The sequence below is a fragment of the Flavobacterium sp. genome (assembly GCF_028689845.1).
GTDB lineage: Bacteria > Bacteroidota > Bacteroidia > Flavobacteriales > Flavobacteriaceae > Flavobacterium.
On record NZ_JAQVCH010000006.1, the window covers coordinates 25,710 to 49,042 of the forward strand.

A 23,333-nucleotide genomic window follows, 5' to 3' on the forward strand; every position below is an offset into this window, starting at 1 on the left:
GATTTCATAATTAAAATTGTTTTGCCGTTAAATAATCCAATTCCGCTAATTTTATATAAAAAGTACTAGTACTTGACAATTGCATTTTTTGATACTTTAAAAGCTCTTGTTGCATGCGTAATACTTCTTCAAAATCTTTATTCGCATTACTGTAATAAGCAAATAATAGATTCAAACTTTTGGAGAGTGTTAGTACTTGACCTTCATATAATTTTAATAAATCTCGTTCCTTTTCTAATTCAAAAACAAGTTTATAATATGTACCGTTTAGTTTGTTTTCATACGCTTCTTTTTGAAAAGAAAAACTTTCTTGCATTAGTTTTGCTTCTTTCGTTGCTGCATTGTATCTTTTTCTAAAGATTGGCAAACTAACAGAAACCATTGGCATGATAATATCTTTACCAGAATCTGGAAAATTATTCATTCCTTTCCCTACCAAAACATAATCTAAACCAAGACCTAATTTAGGTAAACCTTGCTTTCTGGCTACTTCAATAGCTACTTCTGAAGCTTGTTTTTTTAATTCAAGCTCTTGTAGTATTGGGTTAGTGGTTATAGAATCTTTGCGGTATTCCATTGGTAATTCCATAATTTGCAAATCTTTAGAAATAACAATTTTTTCATTGTACTTTCTATTTAATATACTATTCAACCAAGATGTTAATGCAGGTTCTTTTTTAGTTAAAATATCTAAATTAGTTTGTGCATCTTTTATCATAATATCCACACGCAAGACATCTACTAAACTTCCTTTACCATTTTCAAATTTCGCATTGGCAATATTTTTGTATGATTCTAGAATTTTGATGTTTTCTTGTTCAATATCTTTTAGTTTTAATAGCTCATACAAAGGATAATAAGCAGTAGCAACTTGAGAATACAATTGATTTTTAGCATTTAAAAAGGCTTGGTATTTACTTTCTGCCATTAAAGTTGCTGCATTTTTTTGAGCTTTTAAAGTACCAAACCAAGGAAACATTTGAGTTAATGAAAATCGCATGTTTTGAGGACCAAGTCTTGTTTCTACGGGTGAAATAAAATAACCCATAGAAAGATTAGGATCTGGTAAAGAACTCACTTGTGGTATTTTTTGCATGGCTGCTTCAAACTCTTTATACTTTGCTTTTAATTCTGGATTATTTTCTGCCGCAATAGTATAATAGTCGTTTATAGATTGGCCTACAACATTATACGCCATAAATAGAATTGATATTATTAGTATTTTACGCATTTCTCTTTTCTTTATTTTTAATTACTGTTTCTCTCCAATACGCTTGTAATACTGGCACTACAAACATGGTCATAATTTGAATGGTCATTCCTCCAAAAGTTGGAATAGCCATTGGAATCATAATATCTGAACCTTTACCTGTTGAGGTTAATACTGGAAGTAAAGCAATGATTGTTGTAGCCGTTGTCATCACAGCAGGTCTAACTCTCATTTTACCAGCTTCAACTACTGCATCACGAACACCAGCTATTGTTTGAGGATTTTTTTCTTCAAAAACTTGATGAATATAAGAACCCATAATTACTCCATCATCAGTAGCAATTCCAAATAATGCTATGAAACCTACCCAAACAGCTACACTTAAATTAATGGAATGCATTTGAAATAAATCCCTCATATTTACATCTGCTACTGAAAAATTCATAAACCAGCCTTGACCGTATAACCACAACATGATAAATCCACCTGCAAATGCAACAAATACTCCAGAGAAATGGATTGATGATGCAATAATGGTTTTGAATTGGAAATAGAGTAATAAAAAGATAACAACCAAACAAATTGGAATTACAATCGAAAGTCTTTTCATAGCTCTAATTTGATTTTCGTAGCTACCTGAAAATTTGTAATTAACTCCTTGTGGAACTATTAATTCGCCCGAATCAATTTTAGTTTGAATTGCTTTTTGTGCATCATTCACTACATCTACTTCAGCATAATTATCATTTTTATCAAAAAGTACAAATCCAACCAAAAAAGTATCCTCACTCTTAATTGCTTGAGGTCCTTTTTTGTATTCAAATTGCACCAATTGACCAAGTGGAATTTGTGCTCCAGTAGGAGTAGCTACTAATATTTTGGCCAATGCTTCAGGGCTATCTCTCAATTCTCTAGGATAACGAACTCGAATCGGATAACGTTCTCGACCTTCAACAGTAGAAGAAATTTTCATTCCGCCAATTGCAGTTTCAATTGTTTGTTGAATATCTTCTACATTTAAGCCAAAACGAGCAATTTTTTCTCTGTCAATGTTTAAATGTAAATAAGGTTTTCCTACAATTCTATCGGCAAAAACAGCTTCTTTTTTAACGGAAGGAACTTCCTTAATAATGGCTTCCAATTTTAAACCAAACTCTTCAATTGTTTTTAAATCGGGTCCAAAAACTTTTATTCCCATAGGTGCTCGCATTCCTGTTTGGAGCATTACTAACCGTGTTTCTATAGGCTGTAATTTTGGAGCAGATGTAACACCTGGTATTTTTGATACTTTTACAATTTCATCCCAAATATCATCAGGTGATTGAATTATATCTCGCCAATTTCTGTAGAAAGAACCATCATCATCTGGAATAAGATTCTTAATAGAAATAGCTTGTTTTAAAGCATCATCATGTGTAAGACTATCGCCAGATTTAGTGATAAAACGCCCTTTATTATCCGTCTTAAATCGCATTCGATGTCCTTTAGCATCCAAAATAAATTCCGGTTTGTAATTGATGATATTTTCATACATTGAAATAGGAGCAGGATCTAAAGCACTTTCTACACGTCCTAATTTACCAACAGCCATATCGACTTCGGGAATATGATTTAGAATCATATCCAATTGACCTACCACTTTTCTATTTTGTTCCACACCTGCATGAGGCATTGAAGTTGGCATTAATAAATAACTACCTTCATTAAGCGTTGGCATAAATTCGGAACCAATACCCGGAAATATGTGAGCAGGAACTGACCATACTTTTGAAGTTTTGATGTTCCAACCAATTTTATCAAATCCTTTAGCCACAAAACTAAAAGTGCTTTCAAAACCTATCCATACTAAAACGCCGAAAAATAATGTCATGATTGGTAACAACATGAATTTACCTTTATTTTCTAAACACCAACGCAGCACTCTTTCATAAGAACTGACAATATATAAAAGTGCTCCTATTATTATTCCTAACAAAACAATTACAAATAGATAATTACCAATTACGCTTATTTGTGGGCCTAAAGGCATCCATTCTTGTGTTAAAAAATAAGAAACAATAAAAACTACTATAACTAAATTAAAATGCTTTGTATAAGGTTGGAATTTTTCAGGAATTTTTTGATTAAACAGGTCATATAACCCCATTAAGGTTAATCCTAAAGGAAGCCAAATTTTGAAATAAATACTTAGTAAAATACCACCTGAAATAAATACATAAGACCAAAAACGTTTTACTCTTTTTTTATCATAGTCAATACCAAACAAATAGTTAGCTAAAGAAGGAAGTACTACAATTCCTAATACAAAAGCTCCTAACAGTGCAAAAGTTTTTGTGAATGCTAAAGGTCTGAATAGTTTGCCCTCTGCTGATTCCATAGCAAATACTGGAATGAAACTAACAACTGTAGTTGCTAAAGCTGTTGTAATAGCTGATGCAACTTCAGTAGTTCCTTCATAAATTACTAGCATTAATTGTTTTCCTTTTACTCCTTTATTCTTCGGCATTTCTAGATGTCGAATAATATTTTCGACAAAGACGACTCCAACATCTACCATTACTCCAATAGCAATAGCAATTCCTGATAAAGCCACTACGTTAGCATCTACTCCAGCATATCGCATGACAATAAAAGTCATTAACACACCAACGGGTAATAAACTTGAAATAATTAACGAAGCTCTTAAATTAAAAACTAAAAGTAAGACGACAATAATACTAATTAAAACTTCATGAGAAAGAGCTGTTTCTAGAGTACCTATAGTCTCTTGAATTAATTCTGTACGGTCATAAAAAGGAATAATGGTTAATTGACTTTCCACACCATTAGCTAATGTCTTTTTGGGTAAACCAGATGCAATTTCACTTATTTTAGATTTTACACCATTTATTACTTCTAATGGATTAGAACTATAACGTGCAATGACAACTCCACCTACAGCTTCTGCACCACCTTTATCTAAAATTCCTCTTCTAGTTGACGGACCTAAACTAACAACTCCAATATCTTTTACTCGAATAGGTACGTTATCTTTTACTGCAACAACAGCGAGTTCGATATCTTCTACTTTTTTTACATAACCAAGACCTCTAACTAAATATTCGGCTTGATTGATTTCAATTGTTTTAGCTCCAACGTCTTTGTTTGATTTTTGTACTGCAGTCATTACCTGCATCAAACTAATATTGTAAGCTTTCAATGCATCTGGATTGACATCAATTTGATATTCTTTGACAAATCCACCAATAGATGCTACTTCTGAAACTCCTTGCACAGCATTTAAACCGTACTTAATATAGAAGTCTTGTGCTGTTCTTATTTCTTGTAAATCCCATCCACCAGTTGGGTTACCATTTTTATCTCTTCCTTCCACTGTGTACCAATATACTTGTCCTAATGCTGTTGCATCTGGACCAAGTGATGGTTTTACATTTTCAGGTAATAAGCTATTAGGTAATGAGTTTAATTTTTCAAGTATTCTGGATCTTGACCAGTAAAATTCAATATCATCATCGAAAATTATGTATATACTTGAAAAACCAAAAATAGAATTACTTCTAATCGATTTTACCCCTGGAATACCTAATAAATAAGTAGTTAATGGATAAGAGATTTGGTCTTCAATATCTTGAGGTGACCTACCTTGCCATTGTGTAAAAACAATCTGTTGATTTTCACCAATATCAGGAATAGCATCTACCGCAACTGAATCAGAAGGCAGGAAAGGTATTTTCCAGTTAAATGGAGCTGTGGAAATACCCCATAAAATTAGCACCATCAGAATAAGTACAGTTACTAATCTATTTTCTAGGAAATATTTTATTATTTTATTTAACATCTGAATATAATATTTACAACCAACAAAAAATATTTATCAAGGTTTTTGATGAATATTTGTTGAATATTCCTCTAAAGTAGAAAATACTTTAGAGGAATAGGTTAATTACAATTTATTAAAGTACAATTACTCGCGGTCATATTGACAACATCCCGGAAGGTTGTCGTAATCCTCATCTTTTGCTTTAGCAAGTTCTGAATCATATCCAGCTTTAGCTATACGCTTTGCTATTTCATCTTTATTTGTTTTAGATTCATCATAAGTTACTGTTGCTATTTTATTTTCTTTGTTCCAAACTACTGTAGCAATATCTTTGATGTTTCCTGCTTTTTCTATCGTTTTTTTACACATTCCACAATTACCTGAAATTTTCACTTCCTCTGTTTTTATGTTTTTTGTTTGTGCGTTCATTGTGGTTGATAACAATACTGTGATTGCTATCATTATTTTTAATAATGATTTTTTCATTTTATATGATTTTAGTATTCAAAAAGATTTTTTTTTGAATGAATTTTTGAAATAAATTTAAATTGAATAGCAGCTATAATGAATTAAATAAGCATGTTTAACATGAGAATTTAAGATTCAAAAGACTGTTATAAAAAAATAGCAAATGCTATAAATTTGACATAAGTATGGCTGTCAAATTTTAAATTTAGCTTATTTTAGGAATAAGCCATATAGAAGAATGACCTTCTAAAACTGAAGGTGTTTTGTAGAAAAATTTAACTTTATTTAAAGATGTAAAGTTAAAAATACTATTTGATTTGTATGAAAGTATAATTGATGTTGAACTACTTATAGTAGTTGAAGGACAGCCACATTTTGAGTGACCACAACTTCCATTACATCCTTTATCATCATTGTTATTATCACAACAGCTTTTTTCTTTTGTTTTAGTAGTGGAAAGTTCTTTTTCACAAGATTGCTTATCACTACCACAAGCAAAAGTATTATTAGGAATAAAAAATATTCCTAAAAACAAAATTATTATGATGTAAGATTTTTTCATTTATTGTTCTAAAACATACCAAAGTTAATCAAAACAAATTAAATATTTTAAAAAAAATGTTAAAAATCAAGATTAAAACTTCATTCGTTGTATTCTAACTGCATTTAATATTGCTAATAAAGCGACTCCAACATCGGCAAAAACGGCTTCCCACATCGTTGCTAAACCACCAGCACCTAGAATTAAAACTATCGCTTTTACTGTAAAAGCTAAAGTGATATTTTGCCAAACAATTTTCTTGGTTTGTTTTCCAATATTTATTGCCATTGGAATTTTTGAAGGTTTATCGTCTTGAATTACTACATCTGCTGTTTCAATTGTTGCATCACTTCCTAAACCTCCCATTGCAACACCCACATTACTTAAAGCTACTACTGGAGCATCATTAACACCATCGCCCACAAAAGCAACCGTTTCGTTTTTGGCTATAATTTCTTTGACTTTATTTACTTTATCTTCTGGTAATAAATCGCCAAAGGCATTTGTAATTCCTAATTTTTGAGCCACAAATTGTACTACATTGTTCTTATCTCCACTTAACATAGTAGTTTTGATTCCTAATGCTTTTAATTTATCAATTGTGATTTGTGCATCTTCTTTTATACTATCTGCAATGGTAAGATAACCCACGAATTTTTTATCGTAAGCAACAGCAATCAGCGTGTAGACAATACTTGATGGATCAATATCATATTTAATAGAAAATTTATCCATTAGTTTGAAATTACCCACTAAAAGTTCTTTTCCATTTACATTAGCTTTTAAACCATGTCCAGCTATTTCTTCAACTTCCTTAAGACTGATTTTACTATCTATTTCTCCAACAAAATCATGTATTGCTGTTGCTACTGGATGCGTACTTTGACTTTCTAAAGCATTTACTAATTGAAGTATTTCATTTTGGTCAAAATCAGCTTTAAAAACGACTTCTTGCACTTTAAAAACACCTTCAGTCATCGTTCCTGTTTTGTCCATCACAACGTTTTGAATAGAAGCCATTACATCTAAAAAATTACTTCCTTTGAAAAGGATTCCGTTTTTAGAAGCAGCACCAATTCCACCAAAATACCCTAAAGGAATACTTATCACTAATGCACAAGGACAAGAAATTACCAAGAAGATTAACGCTCTATACAACCAATCGTTAAATACATAATTTTCCACAAAAAGCATTGGTACTATACATATTCCGATTGCTAAAAACACTACTATAGGTGTGTAGATTTTAGCAAATTTTCTAATGAATAATTCTGTTGGTGCTTTTTTAGATGTTGCTTCTTGCACCATTTCCAGAATTTTAGATAATTTACTATCTGTATAAGCAGTTGTTACTTTAACTTGCGAAACAGAATTCAAGTTTATCATTCCTGCTAAAACAATATCTCCTTTTAGTTTTGAATCGGGTTTACTTTCTCCAGTAAGAGCTGCTGTATTGAAGGAAGCTTTATCTGATAGTAATTCTCCATCTAAACCTAATTTGTCTCCAGCTTTAAGTTGGATAATATCTCCAATTTTAGCCGTTGAAGCTTTGATTGTTTTAGCTACATTATTTTCGAGAATAGTAACTTCATCTGGTCGTTGGTCGAGTAAGGATTTTATGTTTCTTTTGGCTCTTTGTACTGCTAATGATTGAAAGATTTCACCAATAGCATAAAATAACATTACCGCTACACCTTCAGGATATTCACCAATAGCAAAAGCACCAATTGTTGCTATTGACATTAGTAAAAATTCAGAGAATACATCACTTTTACGAATGCTTTGTATGGCTTCTATTATAACTGGAAGTCCTACTGGCAAATAAGCTGCAACATACCAAACTATTCTAACCCAACCCGTAAACCAAGATTGGGTAAAATAATTATCAAACCCAATAGCCAACAATAATAAGCCGAAACTTATTATTGCTGGTAAAAATAATTGGAATGTGGATTTTTCTTTTATTGAATGGTCATGATCATGTCCATCATCGTCTGAATGTTGTTCTTCTGCTTTATTGATTTTTTCTTCTATTCTACAGCATTCTGCTTCGTCTTCTGTTTTTTGTGATTTATTATCAGTCATAATAATTTATGTGTTTACGTTTAGTATTTTTTGAATGTCACCAGGAATTTCCATTGCTTTTAATGGTTGAACATTTGCACCACCAGTATTACCCACAGGAATGTGTCCAACAAATGATTTTACACCGCCTACCAATAATCTTGGTATTTGACCAACAATTTCTTTTGAACTTTTTATTTTAATTCCAAATTGTAACATTTTCCAATGAACAAATGTATGTTCATACGGATATTTTTGTCCGGTTATGTGTGCTCTTTCTAGATGAAACCAAGATTTTTGTAAATTATTTTCGTTACTATTTATTTTTGCTAATTCTAGTTCAGCCTTATAAAAAGGTTTCAATTTTGTGGGCATAATTGTATTTACTTTCATGTCTCTTTTTAGTTATAAATGATTAATGAACGTGTTCTCCACCACCTTTTGACGCTGCCAATAAATAGAATGCACCTTTAATTACAATTTTTGCATCGGCAGGAATTGCTTCAACAAATTTCACTTCGGTATACCCTAAATCTGTTGTTCCTGGTACAACTTCTATTGCTTTGAAATGTACTTCGTTGTGTCCTTCTTCCTCGCCAACAGCTTCTTCAGAATGTGCTTCGCCTTCTTTGTGTTCGTGCGCTTCTTTCTTACCTTTTGGAGTTTCTTCTACATGTTCTTCTTGTATATAAATATAATATTTATCTCCGTTTCTCACAACTGCGTCTTTAGGCAATGCTTGAACCGTTTGATTGGTAATGTTAATATTAGCTGCAACATACATTCCAGAAATTAAACCTTTTGTATCATTTTCATTAATCTTGGCATGTACTGCAACCGATTTACTTTCGTTTGAAAAGGATTTATTAATACCAAATATTTTTCCTTTAATCACTTTATTAGATTGATTGGTTAGAACGAAATCAACTTCTTGACCAATAGAAATTTTACCTAAATCTTTTTCAAAAACATTTAAATCAAGGTGCATTTGTGTATTATCAATAACTTCAAAAAGAGTAATTCCTGTGTCTGCAAAAGCTCCTTTTGTAATGCCTATTTTACCAACGTAACCACTTATTGGAGCAATAATTGGAATTAAAGATGAGTTTCCTGATAAACTTACATTTAATGCTTGTAATTTGTTTTTAGCGGCTTGTGCTCTTGCTCTTTCCACTGCCAATTTTGCTTTTACTTCTTGAAATACTTTGCGAGGATTTACATCTTCTTCACTTAATGTTTTTTGACGATTGTATTCCAGTTGCAAGTATTCAATATTCGCTACAGCAGAATTGTAATCTTCTTGCATTTCAGCAACTTCAAGGTTTTGAAGTGTAGCCAATGTTTTCCCTTTTGCTACATAAGTCCCTTCTAACACATATATCTCTTTAACAACTCCACCAATTAATGTAGAAACATTTGCCATACTTTGTGGAGGAACAGTTGTGTAACCATTAGCTTTGATGATTGTATTTAGGTTTTTCATTTCAATACTACCTGTTTCAATACCAACTGTTTCAAATTGCGTTTTAGTCAATGCGACTTCTGTTTCCGATTTTTCTTCTTCGTGAGCTTCTTCTGTTTTCTTTTCTCCGCATGAGTTTAGAATCAAGAGGAAAGAAGAAAGAAGAAAGATTTTAAAAAATGAGTTTATTTTATAATTTGGTTTTAAAGATATATTGATCATTATCGTGAGTATTAATTGTTATTGAAAGATGGAAATTGCATTTGTATGGCACTTTGATTGTAAGCGTTTACTGCTTCGATATTTTGCTTTTTAATATCAATGGCTTGATTAAGAAAACTTATGTAAGACCAGTAACTCATATCACCATTTGCATAACTTTTTTGAGCAGTAGTGATTATCTGTTCTGCATATTTTAAACCTTCATTTTCAAAATATTGTATTGCTTTTTGTTGTTTTTCAAATTGGTTTACTAATTGTTCTTTTTGCAGTTTTAAAGTCAATTTTGTTTTATCGAATTCTAATTGCGATTGCGACATACTGATTTCAGAAGCTTTGGCACGAGCTGTATTAGCTCCACTAAACAATGGAATTTGCAAACCAACCGTAAATCCTTGAAAATAAGATTCTTTGTTTAACGTTTGACCAAAGTAACCCAAGCCTAATTTTGGTGCTCGCATTTTTTTGAAAGTATTTGCTTCTTTTTCATAAACCATAGCTTGTTGGCTATAATAATCACTTACTAATGTTTCTACTTTGGATTCTTCTAAAACCGATGAACTAGCATATTTTAAAGAAGTTGAAGCTTCTGGAAGTATATCTTCATTTGTCTGAATAAAATACTGCAACTGCTTTTGATAGATTACTAAATCAAGAAGCATTTGTGCTTTTAAGGTTTCTATCTCCTTTACTTTAGCTTTAGCACTAATAGCTTCAATACTACCACTCTCACCAGTTTTAAATCGAAGCTCTGCATTTTTTAGAAATTTTGAATACACTTCATACAATTCATCATTTAACTTTTGGATTGAAATACCATATAAATATTGATAATAGGCAATAGTTACCGCTTTTTCAATTTCATATTCCGATAATGCTTTCCGTTTTTCAGCCAGTTTTGCTAATTCTTCCTGAAGCTGTCTGTTTGCTTTTGTACTTCCACCAATTGGAAAATATTGTTGAATGCTTACATTATTATCATAATCAACACTATTGAATTGTCCACCCATGTATTCAATTTGCAAAGGATCTGCTTGAAAAGCTGTTTTCTTAAGAACTGTTTGTTTTTCAATTTCCTTATCGGCAATTTTTAAATCCATATTATTCTTTTTAGCCATTGTTATAGCTTGTTCTAAAGTTATGGGTTTGCTGTTTTGAGCAAATGAAAGCGTACTTATAAATAATACGATTAGGGTAATGATTGAATTTGGCATTTTTTTTCTTTTTTTAATACCTTTCTCAACTAATAAATAAAGAATAGGTAGAACGATTAAGGTTAGTAAGGTTGCAGAAAATAAGCCACCAATAACAACCGTTGCTAGAGGTTTTTGTACTTCCGCACCACCACTGGTTGATAAAGCCATTGGTAAAAATCCTAAAGAAGCTACAGCAGCAGTCATTAATACTGGTCGCAATCTGGTTTTTGTTCCAATTAAAACGCGTTGCAATGGGTCTGTAATTCCTTCTGATTTTAATTGGTTGAAATAAGAAATCAGTACAATTCCATTTAGTACTGCAATACCAAATAAAGCAATGAAACCAATACCTGCTGAAATACTAAAAGGCATTCCTCTCATCCATAAAGCAAAAACACCACCAATTGCTGATAATGGTATGGCTGTAAAAATTAATACCGCTTGTTTCATGCTATGGAATGTGAAGAATAACAACACCATAATTAATGCCAATGCAATTGGTAAGGCTACAGAAAGTCTTTTGTTTGCTTCTACTAAATTTTCAAATTGTCCACCATAGGTTATATAATATCCTGCTGGAAGTTTATAATTAGTTTCTAATTTTTGTTGAATTTCTTCGACTACACTTTTTACATCACGACCACGAACATTTAAACCAACTGTTATTCTACGTTTTCCATTTTCTCGAGAAACTTGAACTGGTCCTTGTTCATATTCCACAGAAGCTACTTGATACAGTGGAACTTGCTGACCGCTAGGTAATGGTATAAATAAATTAGCAACATCTGAAATATCTGTACGGTTTTCGGCATTCATTCTAACTACAACATCAAAACGTTTGCTTTCTTCATAAATTTTACCTGCACTTTCCCCAGCAAAAGACGCTCTGACTATCTTATTTACATCTGTGATATTAAGTCCATATAAAGCTATTTTATCATAATCATATTTAATCGTAATTTGTGGTAAACCTGTTACTTTATCTGCTTTTAAGTCACCTACACCTTCAATTTTATTGACTTTTGAAATTAATTCTTTAGCTTTTACATCTAGTATTTCTAAATCATCCCCAAAAATCTTTATAGCAATATCACTTCTACTACCCGTCATTAATTCGTTAAAACGCATTTGTATGGGTTGCGAAACTTCAATATTAGCACCAGGAATAACTTCCATTTCTTCTTTCATTAGATTGGCTAAATCTTCCCAATTATCTGCTGATGTCCATTCTGATTTATCTTTTAAAACAATAATTAAATCACCACTTTCAATAGGCATTGGATCTGTTGGAATTTCTCCACTACCAATTTTTGTTACAATGGTTTTAATTTCTGGAAATTTTGCTTTTAGAATTTTTTCATATTTAGTGGTAGTTTCTATCATCTGCGTTAATGAACTTCCTGTCATTATCGTTGCATTAATGGCTAAATCTCCTTCTTCGATTGTAGGTATAAATTCACCTCCCATATTTTGGAAAACAACTAATGCCATTACAAATAATCCGACAGCAATTCCTAAAACTACTTTTTTGATTTGTAATGCTTTGTCTAAAAATGGAGTGTATATTTTTTCAAACCATGCCATCATTTTATCGCTAAAGTTTTCTTTATGCTCAGTGTTTTTAGATAAGAACATTGCACTCATCATAGGCACATAAGTTAAAGACAATACAAAAGCTCCAATAACAGCAAAACCTACCGTCATTGCCATTGGTTTAAACATTTTACCTTCGGTTCCAACTAATGCTAATATTGGCAAATACACAATTAAAATTATTATTTCTCCAAATGCTGCACTATTACGAATTTTGGAAGCAGATTTATACACTTCGCTATCCATTTCTAACTGGGTTAAGTTCTTTTGTCTTTTGAGTTTTTGTAAATGATGCATTGTGGCTTCCACAATAATTACTGCACCATCGACAATAATTCCAAAATCGATAGCTCCTAAACTCATTAAATTTCCACTTACACCAAAATGATTCATTAGAATAACAGCAAAAAGCATTGACAACGGAATTACCGAAGCTACGATTAGTCCTGCACGAAGGTTTCCTAGAAATAAAATCAATACAAAAATTACGATTAATGCACCTTCTAATAAATTTTTAGTAACAGTTCCTATTGCACTATCTACTAATTTACCACGATCGATAAATGCTTCAGCAACGACTCCTTCAGGAAGCGTTTTGTTGATTTGAGCCATTTTTTCTTTAACTCTATCGACAACTGCTTTAGAATTTTCTCCTTTAAGCATTAATGCCATACCTGCCACTATTTCACCTTTCCCATCTTTTGTAGCTGCTCCATATCGCATAGCATATCCTTCATTAACTGAAGCTACATCCCGAATTAAAACAGGTGCACCGTTTCTGTTCTTTACAACAACATTTTCTAAATCCTTACTTCCGGTAGCCATACCTACACCACGAATAAAGTAGGTCATTTGGTCTTTTTCAATATACGCACCACCCGTATTTTGGTTGTTTTTTTCTAAAGCTTCAAAAATTTCAGTTATGGTTACATCTAAACTCTTTAAAGTATTTGGTTTAACGGCTATTTCAAACTGTTTTAATTTACCACCCCAAGTTGCTACTTCTGCAACACCTTCAATTCCTTGTAATTGTGGAATGATAATCCAATCTTGGATGGTTCTTAATTTGATTGCATCGTATTTATCTTCATATCCTTTTTTAGCATATACATCATATTGATATATTTCTCCCAAACCAGTTGTAATTGGAGCCATTTCTGGAGAACCTGCATAAGCTGGAATATTTTCTTTGGCTTGGCTTATTCGTTGAAAAATTTGATTTCTTGCCCAATAAATATCTACATCATCTTTAAAAACAACAGTAACAACAGAAAGTCCAAAACGAGAAATACTTCGCAGTTCTATAACTTTTGGAATTGTTTTTAAAGATTGCTCTAATGGATATGTAATGAGTTGCTCAATTTCTTGACTGGCTAAAGTAGGTGCATTTGTAATAATTTGCACTTGATTATTAGTAACATCAGGTAATGCGTCAAGCGGTAGGTTTTTTAAAGAGTAGCTTCCCCAAGCTATTAACACAAGTGTAAAAAGTAGTATAATGAATTTGTTCTTTATACTGAATTGTATGATTTTGTCTAACATTGAAAATATTATAATGAATTAGAATTTAGCAAATTAAAAATTTGCCATAATTTGTGCTATGAACACAAGTTTCTAACCCGAAATTACTCGGGCTTCATTATGCTATTTGAGGTGGTTGCCAAATACTCCCAAAGAAATTGGAATACAAATTAGATTTGTAAATGGAGTTTAGCGTTTCAATTTCTTCAATTGAGGTTTGAAAATTAAAAACTACTGTAGGTACATAAGACAATACGCTTTGTCCACAACAGTTACAAATACAAAAAGGAGAACATGCATCATTTTCCTGATCGTGTGAATGATTATCAGAGTTTGTCTCTATTTTACTTAAATTATGCGTAAAATTAGATGCTTCCACATCTGCACATGGCAAACATGAAAGTACTACTAAATAGATTGATAATATGTAGCTAAAAATTTTCACAGCTGTAAAAGTAGTAAAATTATTTTTTAGTTTTTACGTTTTTCTACGCTTCTTTAGTATTCAACTTAAAACTAGAACTAAATTTATCTTTTAAAATACGCATATCCTCACTTACTTTTCTATCTAAAACTTTTGCGTAATGTTGCGTAGTTCTCAAGTTTTTATGACCTAGCATCTTACTTACACTTTCAATAGGTACACCATTAGTAAGCGTTACAGTAGTCGCAAATGTATGTCGGGCAATATGGAAAGTTAATTCTTTTTCAATTTCACAAACAGCTGCTATTTCTTTTAAATAGGCATTCATTTTTTGATTGGATAGGATAGGAAGTAATTTTTCTTGATTATTACTTTGAGGATGATTCTCGTATTTATCGATAATCATTTGGGTTACTGGTAAGATTGGAATTTTAGAAGCTGATTCTGTTTTCTGTCTATGTGTAAATATCCATTTCTCGCCATCAATACCGAAGCTTATATGCGACTTTGTTAAGTTTTTGACATCAATGTATGCCAAACCAGTAAAGCAGCTAAAAAGGAATATATCGCGAACAATAGATAACCTTTCTGTTTTAAATTCTTTTTCAATAATACTTTGAATTTCTTCTTCAGATAAATAAACACGTTCTACTTCTTTAACTTTTGATTTATAATTTGCAAATGGATTTTTATCTAGCCAGTCATTGGCCAAACATATCTTAATAATTTTATTGAAGTTCTTGATGTATTTTACTGCTGTGTTATTCGCACAATTTCTAACACTTCTTAACCAGAATTCATAATCGGTTATAAAAGCATGATCAATCTTGGTAATATCAATATCTGAAACATTGTATTTCCATTGCATGAACTCAATGGTATGTTTTAAAGAAGTGGTATAACGTTCTAATGTTCCTGGTGCATATTCTTTACCTACCAATTCTTTTATTTTGTTGTTGTGGTCTTGGAAGATAGGAACCAGCATTCTAGCTCTTTCATCTACTCCCAGTAACAAACTTTTAAAACTCTCGGCAGTAATTGGAATTTTTTTATGGACTAATTCCATTTGGGTATCAATTATTTGAATTTTCAACATATCCAGATGGCTATTTATTGAACGAGCCTCTTCTGAATTACCTTTAATTTTGTTGGATTTAGTGCACCATTTAGATGTTTCTATAAATCTATTGGTACTTAACTCAATCCTTTTTCCATTGACTGTAATTCTTGTGTAGATTGGAACTAAACCGTTAACATTGGCTTTTGCTTTTTTAGCATAAAAAAGAATAGAAACTTTTGCTTTCATAATGGTGACCTTTTTATTAGTATTAAATTTAATTTTAATATTCAAGGTTCACAAGATGTACAAGTTTTAAACTGGTTATTGAACTGGTTGTAACATCCTATGAACATTAGGTTAAGTTAAAAATCGGTTACCCAAAATATGAGTTTTTTAGGGTAACCGAATTTATCCCTTTAGGTTCACGAATTAATGAATGTTTTGAAGGTTGTAAAAATAAAAAAACCCTTAAAATCATACGATTTTAAGGGTTTTAATTCAATTTGCTTTTCAGCTCGCGGAGAAAGAGGGACTACAACTTTCCAAACTTCCAAAAAATGAATATCACCATTTATATACAATAAGTCAATAAAAACAATACTTTACAAAGGTTTTTAAAATAAAAGGTATTGGATAGCATTGGATAAATTAGGATAATTTTTGACAAATGTGGACTAAATGTGGACTAGATTTTGTATCTTTATGTAACTTAAAAAGGCAAAAATATGGCATCAATTTATCTACTAATTCAAAGCAAAAAAAGTCCTGCGGTTATTTATATTCGTTTGCGTGATGGCAGAACTTTAGACATCAAAGCTAAAACAAATTATCATATTGACCCAATCAATTGGGATGAAACAGAACAACGACCAACAAAGAAAGCTTTAAAAGATATTCATATTGCAAACCTAGATACAGATTTAGCAACTTTAAAAACGGACCTATTAAAAGAGTACAATAATAGCAAAGGTAAAAAAGTCGTAGATGCTGATTGGTTAAGAAATTTTATCAATCCACCACAGGAACAAGAAAAGCATCCAGATAAATTAGTAGATTATATTGATACATTCATTGAGTTTAAAAAAGCTGATGTAAAAAGCAGCACTGTAACAAAGTGCAATGTTATCAAGCATTTATTGATGCGTTATGAAAAAGAAACAAAGACTACTTTATACATTCGTGATATTGATGCTAAATTTAAAATGGATTTTGAAAAATACTGTATTAAAGTTGGTTATGCTCCAAACACTACAGCAAGAAACATTCGTTTTATAAAAACATTTTGCCGACATGCAAAAGCTAACGGAGTCGAAACACATTATCAATTAGATAGCATCAAAGCAAAATATCATAAAGTTGAAAATATATACTTAGATGAAAAAGAGATTGCAGCAATAGAAAAAATTGAAAGTAAGAAATTAACTGAAGGTTTAGAAAATGCACGTGATTGGTTATTAATAAGCTGTTATTGTGGTCAAAGGGTTTCGGACTTCTTACGTTTTGATAAATCGATGATTAGATACGAAAAGAACAAAGCAGGAGAATTAAAGCCATTAATTGAGTTTACACAGGTTAAAACAGAAAAGATAATGACTATACCATTGCATAAGAAAATCATTGAAATAATGAAGAAATACGATGGTAATTTCCCTAGAAAGATTTCAGACCAAAAATATAATGAACACATCAAAAAAGTATGTGAAGCAGCCGAAATAAACCAACCTACACACGGTACTTTATTTGACCATAAACTAAAAACAAAAGTTACAAAAGATTATCCAAAATATTTGATGGTTTCTTCTCATATTGGAAGAAGAAGCTTTGCAAGTAATAACTATGGTAAAATTCCAACCTCATTTTTAATGTACATTACAGGGCATACAACAGAAGCCATGTTTTTAACTTATATAGGGAAGAGCAACAAGGATATTGCAATGGAGTTAACAAATTACTTTTAATATTTGAGGGTTTTTCATACTTTCACATTTTTAAAATAATACCGCAAACTGATGGGTGAGTTAAGCGAGAAAGAAAAGGAAGTTTTAGACTTCCTTTTGGAATTTGTTAGCATGGAAATTTTTAGCATTGAGCAGCAAGAACGAGACTTGGGCAGACTTGACTATTCTTTATGTTCTGATGATAATGAAAAGCAAATAATTACTACTAAAAAGGTTCAAAAATTCAAAAAAAGAATAAGCAATTGCAATCCTATTATTGCAGGTTATCTAAACGCATTAACAACTCCTGATCCATTTAATACCGAATTTGAAGAATTACGTGAAAGAATTACTAAAAACTTTCTTCTATCTGAATACTATGAGTTATTTGAAGAATTAGTAAATAGTGATTTAAAAAAAATTGAACGTTATAAGTTTGAAAGTATAATCAAAAGTTTGGGCTATAAATACAAACCTTTAAAAGATTTTATTCAAGGGGTTTGTGATGTAAATAGTTTTTTCACTTATAAATCATTTATTGACATTCCAAACGATACTAATTTGAGTTATGAAAAAGTAGTCCAAAAACTTAATGATGCTTTTTTCAAATTAGAAGCTTTTATGAATGGAACTATAAACAATTACAAGCATTTTGACTTTAATACTGCATTTACAGAATTATTTTATTTCACAAGAAAAGAAGAAAACTATACGTATGACAATTGCAAACGTGTCGGACAATATTGGGGACTAACAGAGCAAATAAGAGTCGATTATGATAAAACTAACTTTGATAACGTAAAAGCTTACGAGAATAAAGCATTTTGCAATGATTGTAACGTAATTACATCAATAGCTTGGGACAGGATTGAAGAATTTAATTCTTTTCAAACTCCAGATGAAGTTGAAGAACAAACTAGAAAAAAATCAATTTCCGATTTAATGAGACCTACAACAATTAACCCAGTAATTGTAAAAGTAGAAAAAACAAATAATACTGAAATTTCAGAAAAAGAAGAAAATCCATATCCAAGAATATTTACAACTAGTAAAGCTTTCAATAAATTCAAAAATTTGGTAGAAGAATTTGGTAATGGAAATGAAAATTTAGCCAACTATAGTTTTGTATATCACAGAATGAAAAGAGACAATTTAATATTTGACGATTATCAACAAACACAATTTATGTACTTCTTATTAGATTTTGATATTAATATAAAAAGGATAAAACCTAAAACCCAACTAGGAAATAATGACCTTCGAGAAAGCATTTACAACAGAGTATAAAATGCTTTAATGTAACCGTGTCATAAAACACACGATTTCAATCAAACCACAACACGACTTCAAATAGAATTTTGACTTGTTAATCTTAAATATAACAAGTCATGCAAAACAATGCAATTTTACTTCAAACCCTAACTGTTGAACAACTACAACAGCTAATAGGTACATCCGTAAAAAACGGAATTCTTGAACTTCAAAAGGAGTTACAATCAAAAGACAATTCGGAAGAATTAATGACCAGAGACGAAACCTGTAAATTTCTTAAAATTGACAGCAGCACTTTATGGGCATGGACAAACAATGGTAAAGTCAAAGCTTACGGCATAGGTGCAAGACGTTACTACAAAAAGAGCGAGTTAATGGAATGTTTAACCCTATTAAAAAAGTAAGTTATGAGAAATTACGAAGAAAGAATAGAAAACATTTTAAAAAGATTAGACGAGCAAATGACAATTGTAGTTGCCAATTTAAAACTAAATGAAAAGATTGATCCCGAAGATGTGTTTTTTGACAATCAAGAATTTATGAAGCTAATGAACATTAGTAAAAGAACAGCACAAGAATGGAGAAACAAAAAAGTAATTGAATTTGCTCAAGTGGGTAATAAAATCTATTACAGACTTTCAGACATTAAAAAATTACTAAACGCTAACTATAATACTAAGTAACAATGGAACAGACAGCAAACAACAAACTGATGGTTAGTGTTTATAAAGAGTTTAAATACAACTTAGGAGAAAGAAATATTTTAGAAATTTTTGAAGAAATAAAAACCGATAAATACCAAAGCGAAATAAACTCTATCCGATATGCTTTGCACAAAGGGGATAAAAAAACAGCAGAAAAAATCAAAAGTGGATTGATTGGATTTACTGCATCCGGAACATTTGGAGAAAGCAGAACAAAGTCAAACATAATGACCTATTCGCAAGTAATATGTTTAGATTTTGATGACATACCATTAACCGAAATAAACAATCTTGTAACGCTTATAAATGGCTGTAGATACACGTTTGTATCATTTATAAGCCCAAGTAACGAAGGTTTAAAAGTATTTATTAAAGTCAATTCAAATGCAGCACAACATACAACAGTTTACAATCAAATCGCAAATTTTTATAAAGAGTTATCAGGTTATGATTTTGATGCAAAATGTAAAGACATTACCAGATTATGTTTTGTTTCTTATGATGCAGATTTATTTTTAAATGAAAATGCAGTAATTTTTGAAGTAAAAGACGAAGTAAAAGCAGTAAAATCAGAACCAAAAAAAGAAGCAAAACACAGTCTTACTACGGATGAATTATTAAATAAATGCTTAAAATTTACAGAACAAAAAGAAACATATCAAGTAGGCAACAGAAATGGTTTTATTCATCTATTTGCCAGCAATGCCAATCGCTACGGAATACAAAAAGAAGATACATTAGACTTTTGCATTACTAATTTCGATTTAGAAGAAAAAGAAATAAAAGCAACAATAAACAGCACTTATAAAAACCAAAGTGCCGACTTTGCAAAGTATGCAAACTTTGCAAACCTGCAAAGTTCCGTAATAGCAAACGAAACAACTATAGAAAGTAGTTTTGAGGATTATGAAGATTGTCTAAAAGCAACTCCAACAATTCCGCAATCGGTTTACGATAACCTACCACCTATTTTGTTTGAAAGCTGTCAAGTATTTACACAAGAAAGAGAAAGAGATGTATATCTTACAGGAGCATTGGCAATTCTTTCAGGTTGTTTACCTAATGTGTCAGGTTTATATAGTGGTAGCATTATTTATCCAAGTTTGTTTTCTTTCATTCTAGCTCCAGCAGCTTCAGGAAAAGGAGCGTTGAAATTTGCCAAAGCATTAGCCGATAAATACCACGATAAAACATTAGCACTTTCATTAGATGATAAAAAAGTTTATGATGAAAAATTATCAGCTTATAAAATGCTAAAAGGAAAAGGAAAACTAGAACCAGGACAAGAAATGCCAATGCCTCCAAAATTCAAAGTAGTTTATATTCCTGCAAACACAAGTAATGCAAAAATAATGCAGCACTTAGATTGGAACGATGGCAGAGGAATTATTTGTGAAACCGAAGCAGATACATTAGGTCAAACTTTTAAAAACGAATGGGGTTCCTATTCCGATATGTTGAGAAAATCATTTCATCACGAAAAAATATCAAAAAGTATTAAAACCGATGGAGAATATATAGAAGTAAATAATCCACAATTATCGGTTGCTTTGTCAGGAACACCAAAACAAGTATTTAATATTATTGCATCAGCAGAAGATGGCTTGTTTAGTAGATTTATTTTCTATGTTTTCAAAACAGATGCAGTATGGTTAGACCCATCACCAAAAGGAAATCCTGTAAACCTAACAGATTATTTTACAACACAATCAAAACTAGTTTTAAAGTTAGTAGAGTTTTACGAAAGAGACGAATTAATTTTACATTTAACGGATGAACAATGGGTTAAATTAAATACTAATTTCAGTTCTTTTTTAGAACAAGTAAATACTTTTGTTAGTGAAGATGCTTTAAGTGTAGTAAAGCGTTTAGGATTGATATTATATCGTTTTTGTATGATTTTCACAGCCATAAGAAAGTTTGCAACAAACGACTATCACAAAGAAATATATTGTTCAGATATTGATTTTGAAACCGCATTAACGTTAACTAAAACCTACATTCAACATAGTGTAATAATGTTTACTAATCTACCAAAACAAGGAGAACAAGGACCATTCAAATCAGGTGAAAATAAAAAGAAGTTTTTCAATGCATTACCTACTAAGTTCCAAAGAAAAGAAGCAGTAGAAATAGGTAAAAAATATGATATTGGAGAACGTTCAGTGGGTAATTTTCTAAAATCGTGTTTGAGTAAATATTTGAAACAACCTAAAACAGGGTTTTATGAAAAGGTTTGAAAAACTCATCTTTTACCTTATTAAATTAATTCCTATATTTGCCAATATGTGACAAGTCAATAAATAAACAATGAATAGTCAATTCGGAAATAAAATTAGAATATTAAGAGAAGAGCAAAAGATGCTATTACGGCAATTAGCACCATTGCTTGATATGGACACAGCTCAATTAAGTAAAATTGAAAGAGGAGAAAGAAACGCAAAAAAAGAAACAGTATTAAAATTGGCTGAAATCCTAAAGGTAGTTCCAGATGAATTGGTAACACTTTGGTTAGCTGACCAAATTTATGATGTGGTAAAAGACGAAAACACAGCATTAAAAGCAATGATGGTAGCAGAAGAAAGTGTTAAACATTCAAAAAAAGAAAAAGAATAAATGGAAATTGCAAAAATTAAGAAATACAAATTACCGAAGGAATCTTTACTATATGTTCAAGAGCCACAGTTAATGTTATTTGAAGATGAATTTAAAAAATTTGGTAAAAAAGATTTTATTGATATTGAATTTAGCCATAGAGGATATACTGTCAATAATAACATTGATGCAATTATTGATAGCAAAATACAAACAATTGGATTTTTCTCTGGAGCTGGAGGATTAGATATTGGAACTCAATTGGCGGGTTCTAAAGTTATTTCAAGTTTAGATTTTGACAGAGATAGTGTTGCTACAATGAAAAGTAATAATTATTTTTCTCATACAACTCATTTTCACAAAGACATAAAGGCGATGAATGCAAAGGATTATTCATCAATTATAAAGGAGAATAATCCAGAGAAATTGATATTAGTAGGTGGTCCGCCTTGTCAACCATTTTCAAAAGCAGGATATTGGAAAACTCACGAAAATAGATTAGGCAGTGATGATCCAAGAAATATGATTGGTCAGTATTTGAGAATGATTGAAGAGTTAAAACCTGACGGTTTTATTTTGGAAAATGTAGAAAGCTTACTTCATCCTAAAAATTTAGATGCAGTATCAGCACTTGAAGAGACAATTGATAAATTAGGTTATAACTATATAGTTTACAAAGCAAATGGTATTGAGTTTGGAGTACCACAAAAAAGAAAGCGTGTATTTTTTATAGCCTCAAAAAAGGAAATAAAAACAAGTCCGATTAAAACAAATGGTTCAAGCAAAGAAATTATATTAAATCCAAATCTTAAACCTTATGAACGTGTAATTGATTGGATTGGTAAATATGATGATTTTGCTTATAGTGATGATTATGATTCTACAGAGGGTAAATATTTTGAAGATTTATTAGCTGTTCCTCCTGGGCAAAATTATATAGCTTTAACTGAAAATAGAGGTTATCCAAATCCAAAATTTATTGCAGGTAAAAGATATTGGACATTCTTATTAAAATTGCATCCAGCACAACCATCTTGGACGATAATTGCATCACCGGGACATTGGGAAGGTCCTTTTCATTGGAATAACAGAAGATTGCGTTTAAAAGAAATTGCAGCAATACAAACTTTTCCAGAGGATTATAATTTTGTTGGTTCAAGAAGGTCTATTCACAAACAAATAGGAAATGCTGTTCCAACATTATTGGGTAAAGCGATGGTGGAACATTTAATAAAAAATTTATAATT

General features: G+C 31.1%; 16 protein-coding genes and 1 pseudogene. 7 read left to right on the forward strand and 10 right to left on the reverse strand.

Annotation, left to right across the window (positions count from 1 at the left end):
- Window positions 1-10 precede the first annotated feature (10 nt).
- The 10 genes and pseudogenes from PHR76_RS03915 to PHR76_RS03955 all read right to left on the reverse strand — a co-directional run bounded on the left by PHR76_RS03915 (window position 11) and on the right by PHR76_RS03955 (window position 15,824).
- Complete coding sequence (locus PHR76_RS03915; protein ID WP_300058768.1) at window positions 11-1,231, reverse strand: TolC family protein; 1,221 nt, start codon at window positions 1,229-1,231, stop codon at window positions 11-13.
- Complete coding sequence (locus tag PHR76_RS03920; RefSeq protein WP_300058770.1) at window positions 1,224-5,048, reverse strand: efflux RND transporter permease subunit; 3,825 nt, start codon at window positions 5,046-5,048, stop codon at window positions 1,224-1,226. The genes PHR76_RS03915 and PHR76_RS03920 overlap by 8 nt, the downstream gene beginning before the upstream one ends.
- A 132-nt stretch (window positions 5,049-5,180) precedes the next feature.
- Window positions 5,181-5,516, reverse strand: a pseudogene (locus PHR76_RS03925) (heavy-metal-associated domain-containing protein); the annotation flags it as partial.
- Between the two features lie 187 nt (window positions 5,517-5,703).
- Complete coding sequence (locus PHR76_RS03930; RefSeq protein ID WP_300058772.1) at window positions 5,704-6,060, reverse strand: hypothetical protein; 357 nt, start codon at window positions 6,058-6,060, stop codon at window positions 5,704-5,706.
- A 72-nt stretch (window positions 6,061-6,132) separates the two neighbouring features.
- Entirely contained in the window at window positions 6,133-8,124 is a 1,992-nt protein-coding gene (locus PHR76_RS03935; RefSeq protein ID WP_300058774.1) for a heavy metal translocating P-type ATPase, read from the reverse strand.
- 6 nt (window positions 8,125-8,130) lie between these two features.
- The gene (locus PHR76_RS03940) at window positions 8,131-8,496 is read right to left on the reverse strand and encodes a DUF3703 domain-containing protein (protein WP_300058776.1); all 366 of its coding nucleotides are present in this window, start codon (window positions 8,494-8,496) and stop codon (window positions 8,131-8,133) included.
- A gap of 22 nt (window positions 8,497-8,518) precedes the next feature.
- A complete protein-coding gene (locus PHR76_RS03945; protein WP_300058778.1) occupies window positions 8,519-9,787 on the reverse strand; it encodes an efflux RND transporter periplasmic adaptor subunit in 1,269 nt (422 codons plus the stop codon).
- A gap of 11 nt (window positions 9,788-9,798) precedes the next feature.
- The gene (locus tag PHR76_RS03950; protein WP_300058780.1) at window positions 9,799-14,115 is read right to left on the reverse strand and encodes a CusA/CzcA family heavy metal efflux RND transporter; all 4,317 of its coding nucleotides are present in this window, start codon (window positions 14,113-14,115) and stop codon (window positions 9,799-9,801) included.
- A gap of 97 nt (window positions 14,116-14,212) precedes the next feature.
- Window positions 14,213-14,539 carry a DUF6660 family protein gene (locus PHR76_RS13125; RefSeq protein WP_366143567.1) on the reverse strand — a complete coding sequence of 109 codons (327 nt, stop codon included), beginning with the start codon at window positions 14,537-14,539 and terminating at the stop codon, window positions 14,213-14,215.
- A gap of 43 nt (window positions 14,540-14,582) precedes the next feature.
- The gene (locus PHR76_RS03955) at window positions 14,583-15,824 is read right to left on the reverse strand and encodes a site-specific integrase (protein ID WP_300058782.1); all 1,242 of its coding nucleotides are present in this window, start codon (window positions 15,822-15,824) and stop codon (window positions 14,583-14,585) included.
- A 479-nt stretch (window positions 15,825-16,303) separates the two neighbouring features.
- Here PHR76_RS03955 and PHR76_RS03960 point away from each other — a divergent pair, with 479 nt between their 5' ends.
- The 7 genes from PHR76_RS03960 to PHR76_RS03990 all read left to right on the forward strand — a co-directional run bounded on the left by PHR76_RS03960 (window position 16,304) and on the right by PHR76_RS03990 (window position 23,331).
- A complete protein-coding gene (locus PHR76_RS03960; RefSeq protein ID WP_300058784.1) occupies window positions 16,304-17,536 on the forward strand; it encodes a phage integrase SAM-like domain-containing protein in 1,233 nt (410 codons plus the stop codon).
- 51 nt (window positions 17,537-17,587) lie between these two features.
- Complete coding sequence (locus PHR76_RS03965; RefSeq protein ID WP_300058786.1) at window positions 17,588-18,802, forward strand: hypothetical protein; 1,215 nt, start codon at window positions 17,588-17,590, stop codon at window positions 18,800-18,802.
- Between the two features lie 101 nt (window positions 18,803-18,903).
- Window positions 18,904-19,191, forward strand: a complete 288-nt coding sequence (locus tag PHR76_RS03970) for a helix-turn-helix domain-containing protein (RefSeq protein WP_300058788.1) — start codon at window positions 18,904-18,906, stop codon at window positions 19,189-19,191.
- Window positions 19,192-19,194: 3 nt separating this feature from the next.
- Complete coding sequence (locus PHR76_RS03975; protein ID WP_300058790.1) at window positions 19,195-19,470, forward strand: helix-turn-helix domain-containing protein; 276 nt, start codon at window positions 19,195-19,197, stop codon at window positions 19,468-19,470.
- 2 nt (window positions 19,471-19,472) lie between these two features.
- On the forward strand, window positions 19,473-21,731 hold the full coding sequence (locus PHR76_RS03980; protein WP_300058792.1) for a DUF3987 domain-containing protein: 2,259 nt from the start codon (window positions 19,473-19,475) through the stop codon (window positions 21,729-21,731).
- A 70-nt stretch (window positions 21,732-21,801) separates the two neighbouring features.
- On the forward strand, window positions 21,802-22,107 hold the full coding sequence (locus tag PHR76_RS03985) for a helix-turn-helix transcriptional regulator (protein ID WP_300058794.1): 306 nt from the start codon (window positions 21,802-21,804) through the stop codon (window positions 22,105-22,107).
- Window positions 22,108-23,331 (forward strand): DNA cytosine methyltransferase, encoded by a 1,224-nt coding sequence (locus PHR76_RS03990; RefSeq protein WP_300058796.1) that lies wholly within the window; start codon window positions 22,108-22,110, stop codon window positions 23,329-23,331.
- Window positions 23,332-23,333: the final 2 nt, after the last annotated feature.

Coding starts and splice junctions, on each gene's coding strand:
- PHR76_RS03950 (WP_300058780.1), bottom strand. CDS start 14,115: ATGTTAGACAAAATCATACAATTCAGTATAAAGAACAAATTCATTATA.
- PHR76_RS03990 (WP_300058796.1), top strand. CDS start 22,108: ATGGAAATTGCAAAAATTAAGAAATACAAATTACCGAAGGAATCTTTA.
- PHR76_RS03940 (WP_300058776.1), bottom strand. CDS start 8,496: ATGAAAGTAAATACAATTATGCCCACAAAATTGAAACCTTTTTATAAG.
- PHR76_RS03945 (WP_300058778.1), bottom strand. CDS start 9,787: ATGATCAATATATCTTTAAAACCAAATTATAAAATAAACTCATTTTTT.
- PHR76_RS03930 (WP_300058772.1), bottom strand. CDS start 6,060: ATGAAAAAATCTTACATCATAATAATTTTGTTTTTAGGAATATTTTTT.
- PHR76_RS03935 (WP_300058774.1), bottom strand. CDS start 8,124: ATGACTGATAATAAATCACAAAAAACAGAAGACGAAGCAGAATGCTGT.
- PHR76_RS03920 (WP_300058770.1), bottom strand. CDS start 5,048: ATGTTAAATAAAATAATAAAATATTTCCTAGAAAATAGATTAGTAACT.
- PHR76_RS03960 (WP_300058784.1), top strand. CDS start 16,304: ATGGCATCAATTTATCTACTAATTCAAAGCAAAAAAAGTCCTGCGGTT.
- PHR76_RS03980 (WP_300058792.1), top strand. CDS start 19,473: ATGGAACAGACAGCAAACAACAAACTGATGGTTAGTGTTTATAAAGAG.
- PHR76_RS03955 (WP_300058782.1), bottom strand. CDS start 15,824: ATGAAAGCAAAAGTTTCTATTCTTTTTTATGCTAAAAAAGCAAAAGCC.
- PHR76_RS03970 (WP_300058788.1), top strand. CDS start 18,904: ATGCAAAACAATGCAATTTTACTTCAAACCCTAACTGTTGAACAACTA.
- PHR76_RS03915 (WP_300058768.1), bottom strand. CDS start 1,231: ATGCGTAAAATACTAATAATATCAATTCTATTTATGGCGTATAATGTT.
- PHR76_RS03985 (WP_300058794.1), top strand. CDS start 21,802: ATGAATAGTCAATTCGGAAATAAAATTAGAATATTAAGAGAAGAGCAA.
- PHR76_RS03965 (WP_300058786.1), top strand. CDS start 17,588: ATGGGTGAGTTAAGCGAGAAAGAAAAGGAAGTTTTAGACTTCCTTTTG.
- PHR76_RS03975 (WP_300058790.1), top strand. CDS start 19,195: ATGAGAAATTACGAAGAAAGAATAGAAAACATTTTAAAAAGATTAGAC.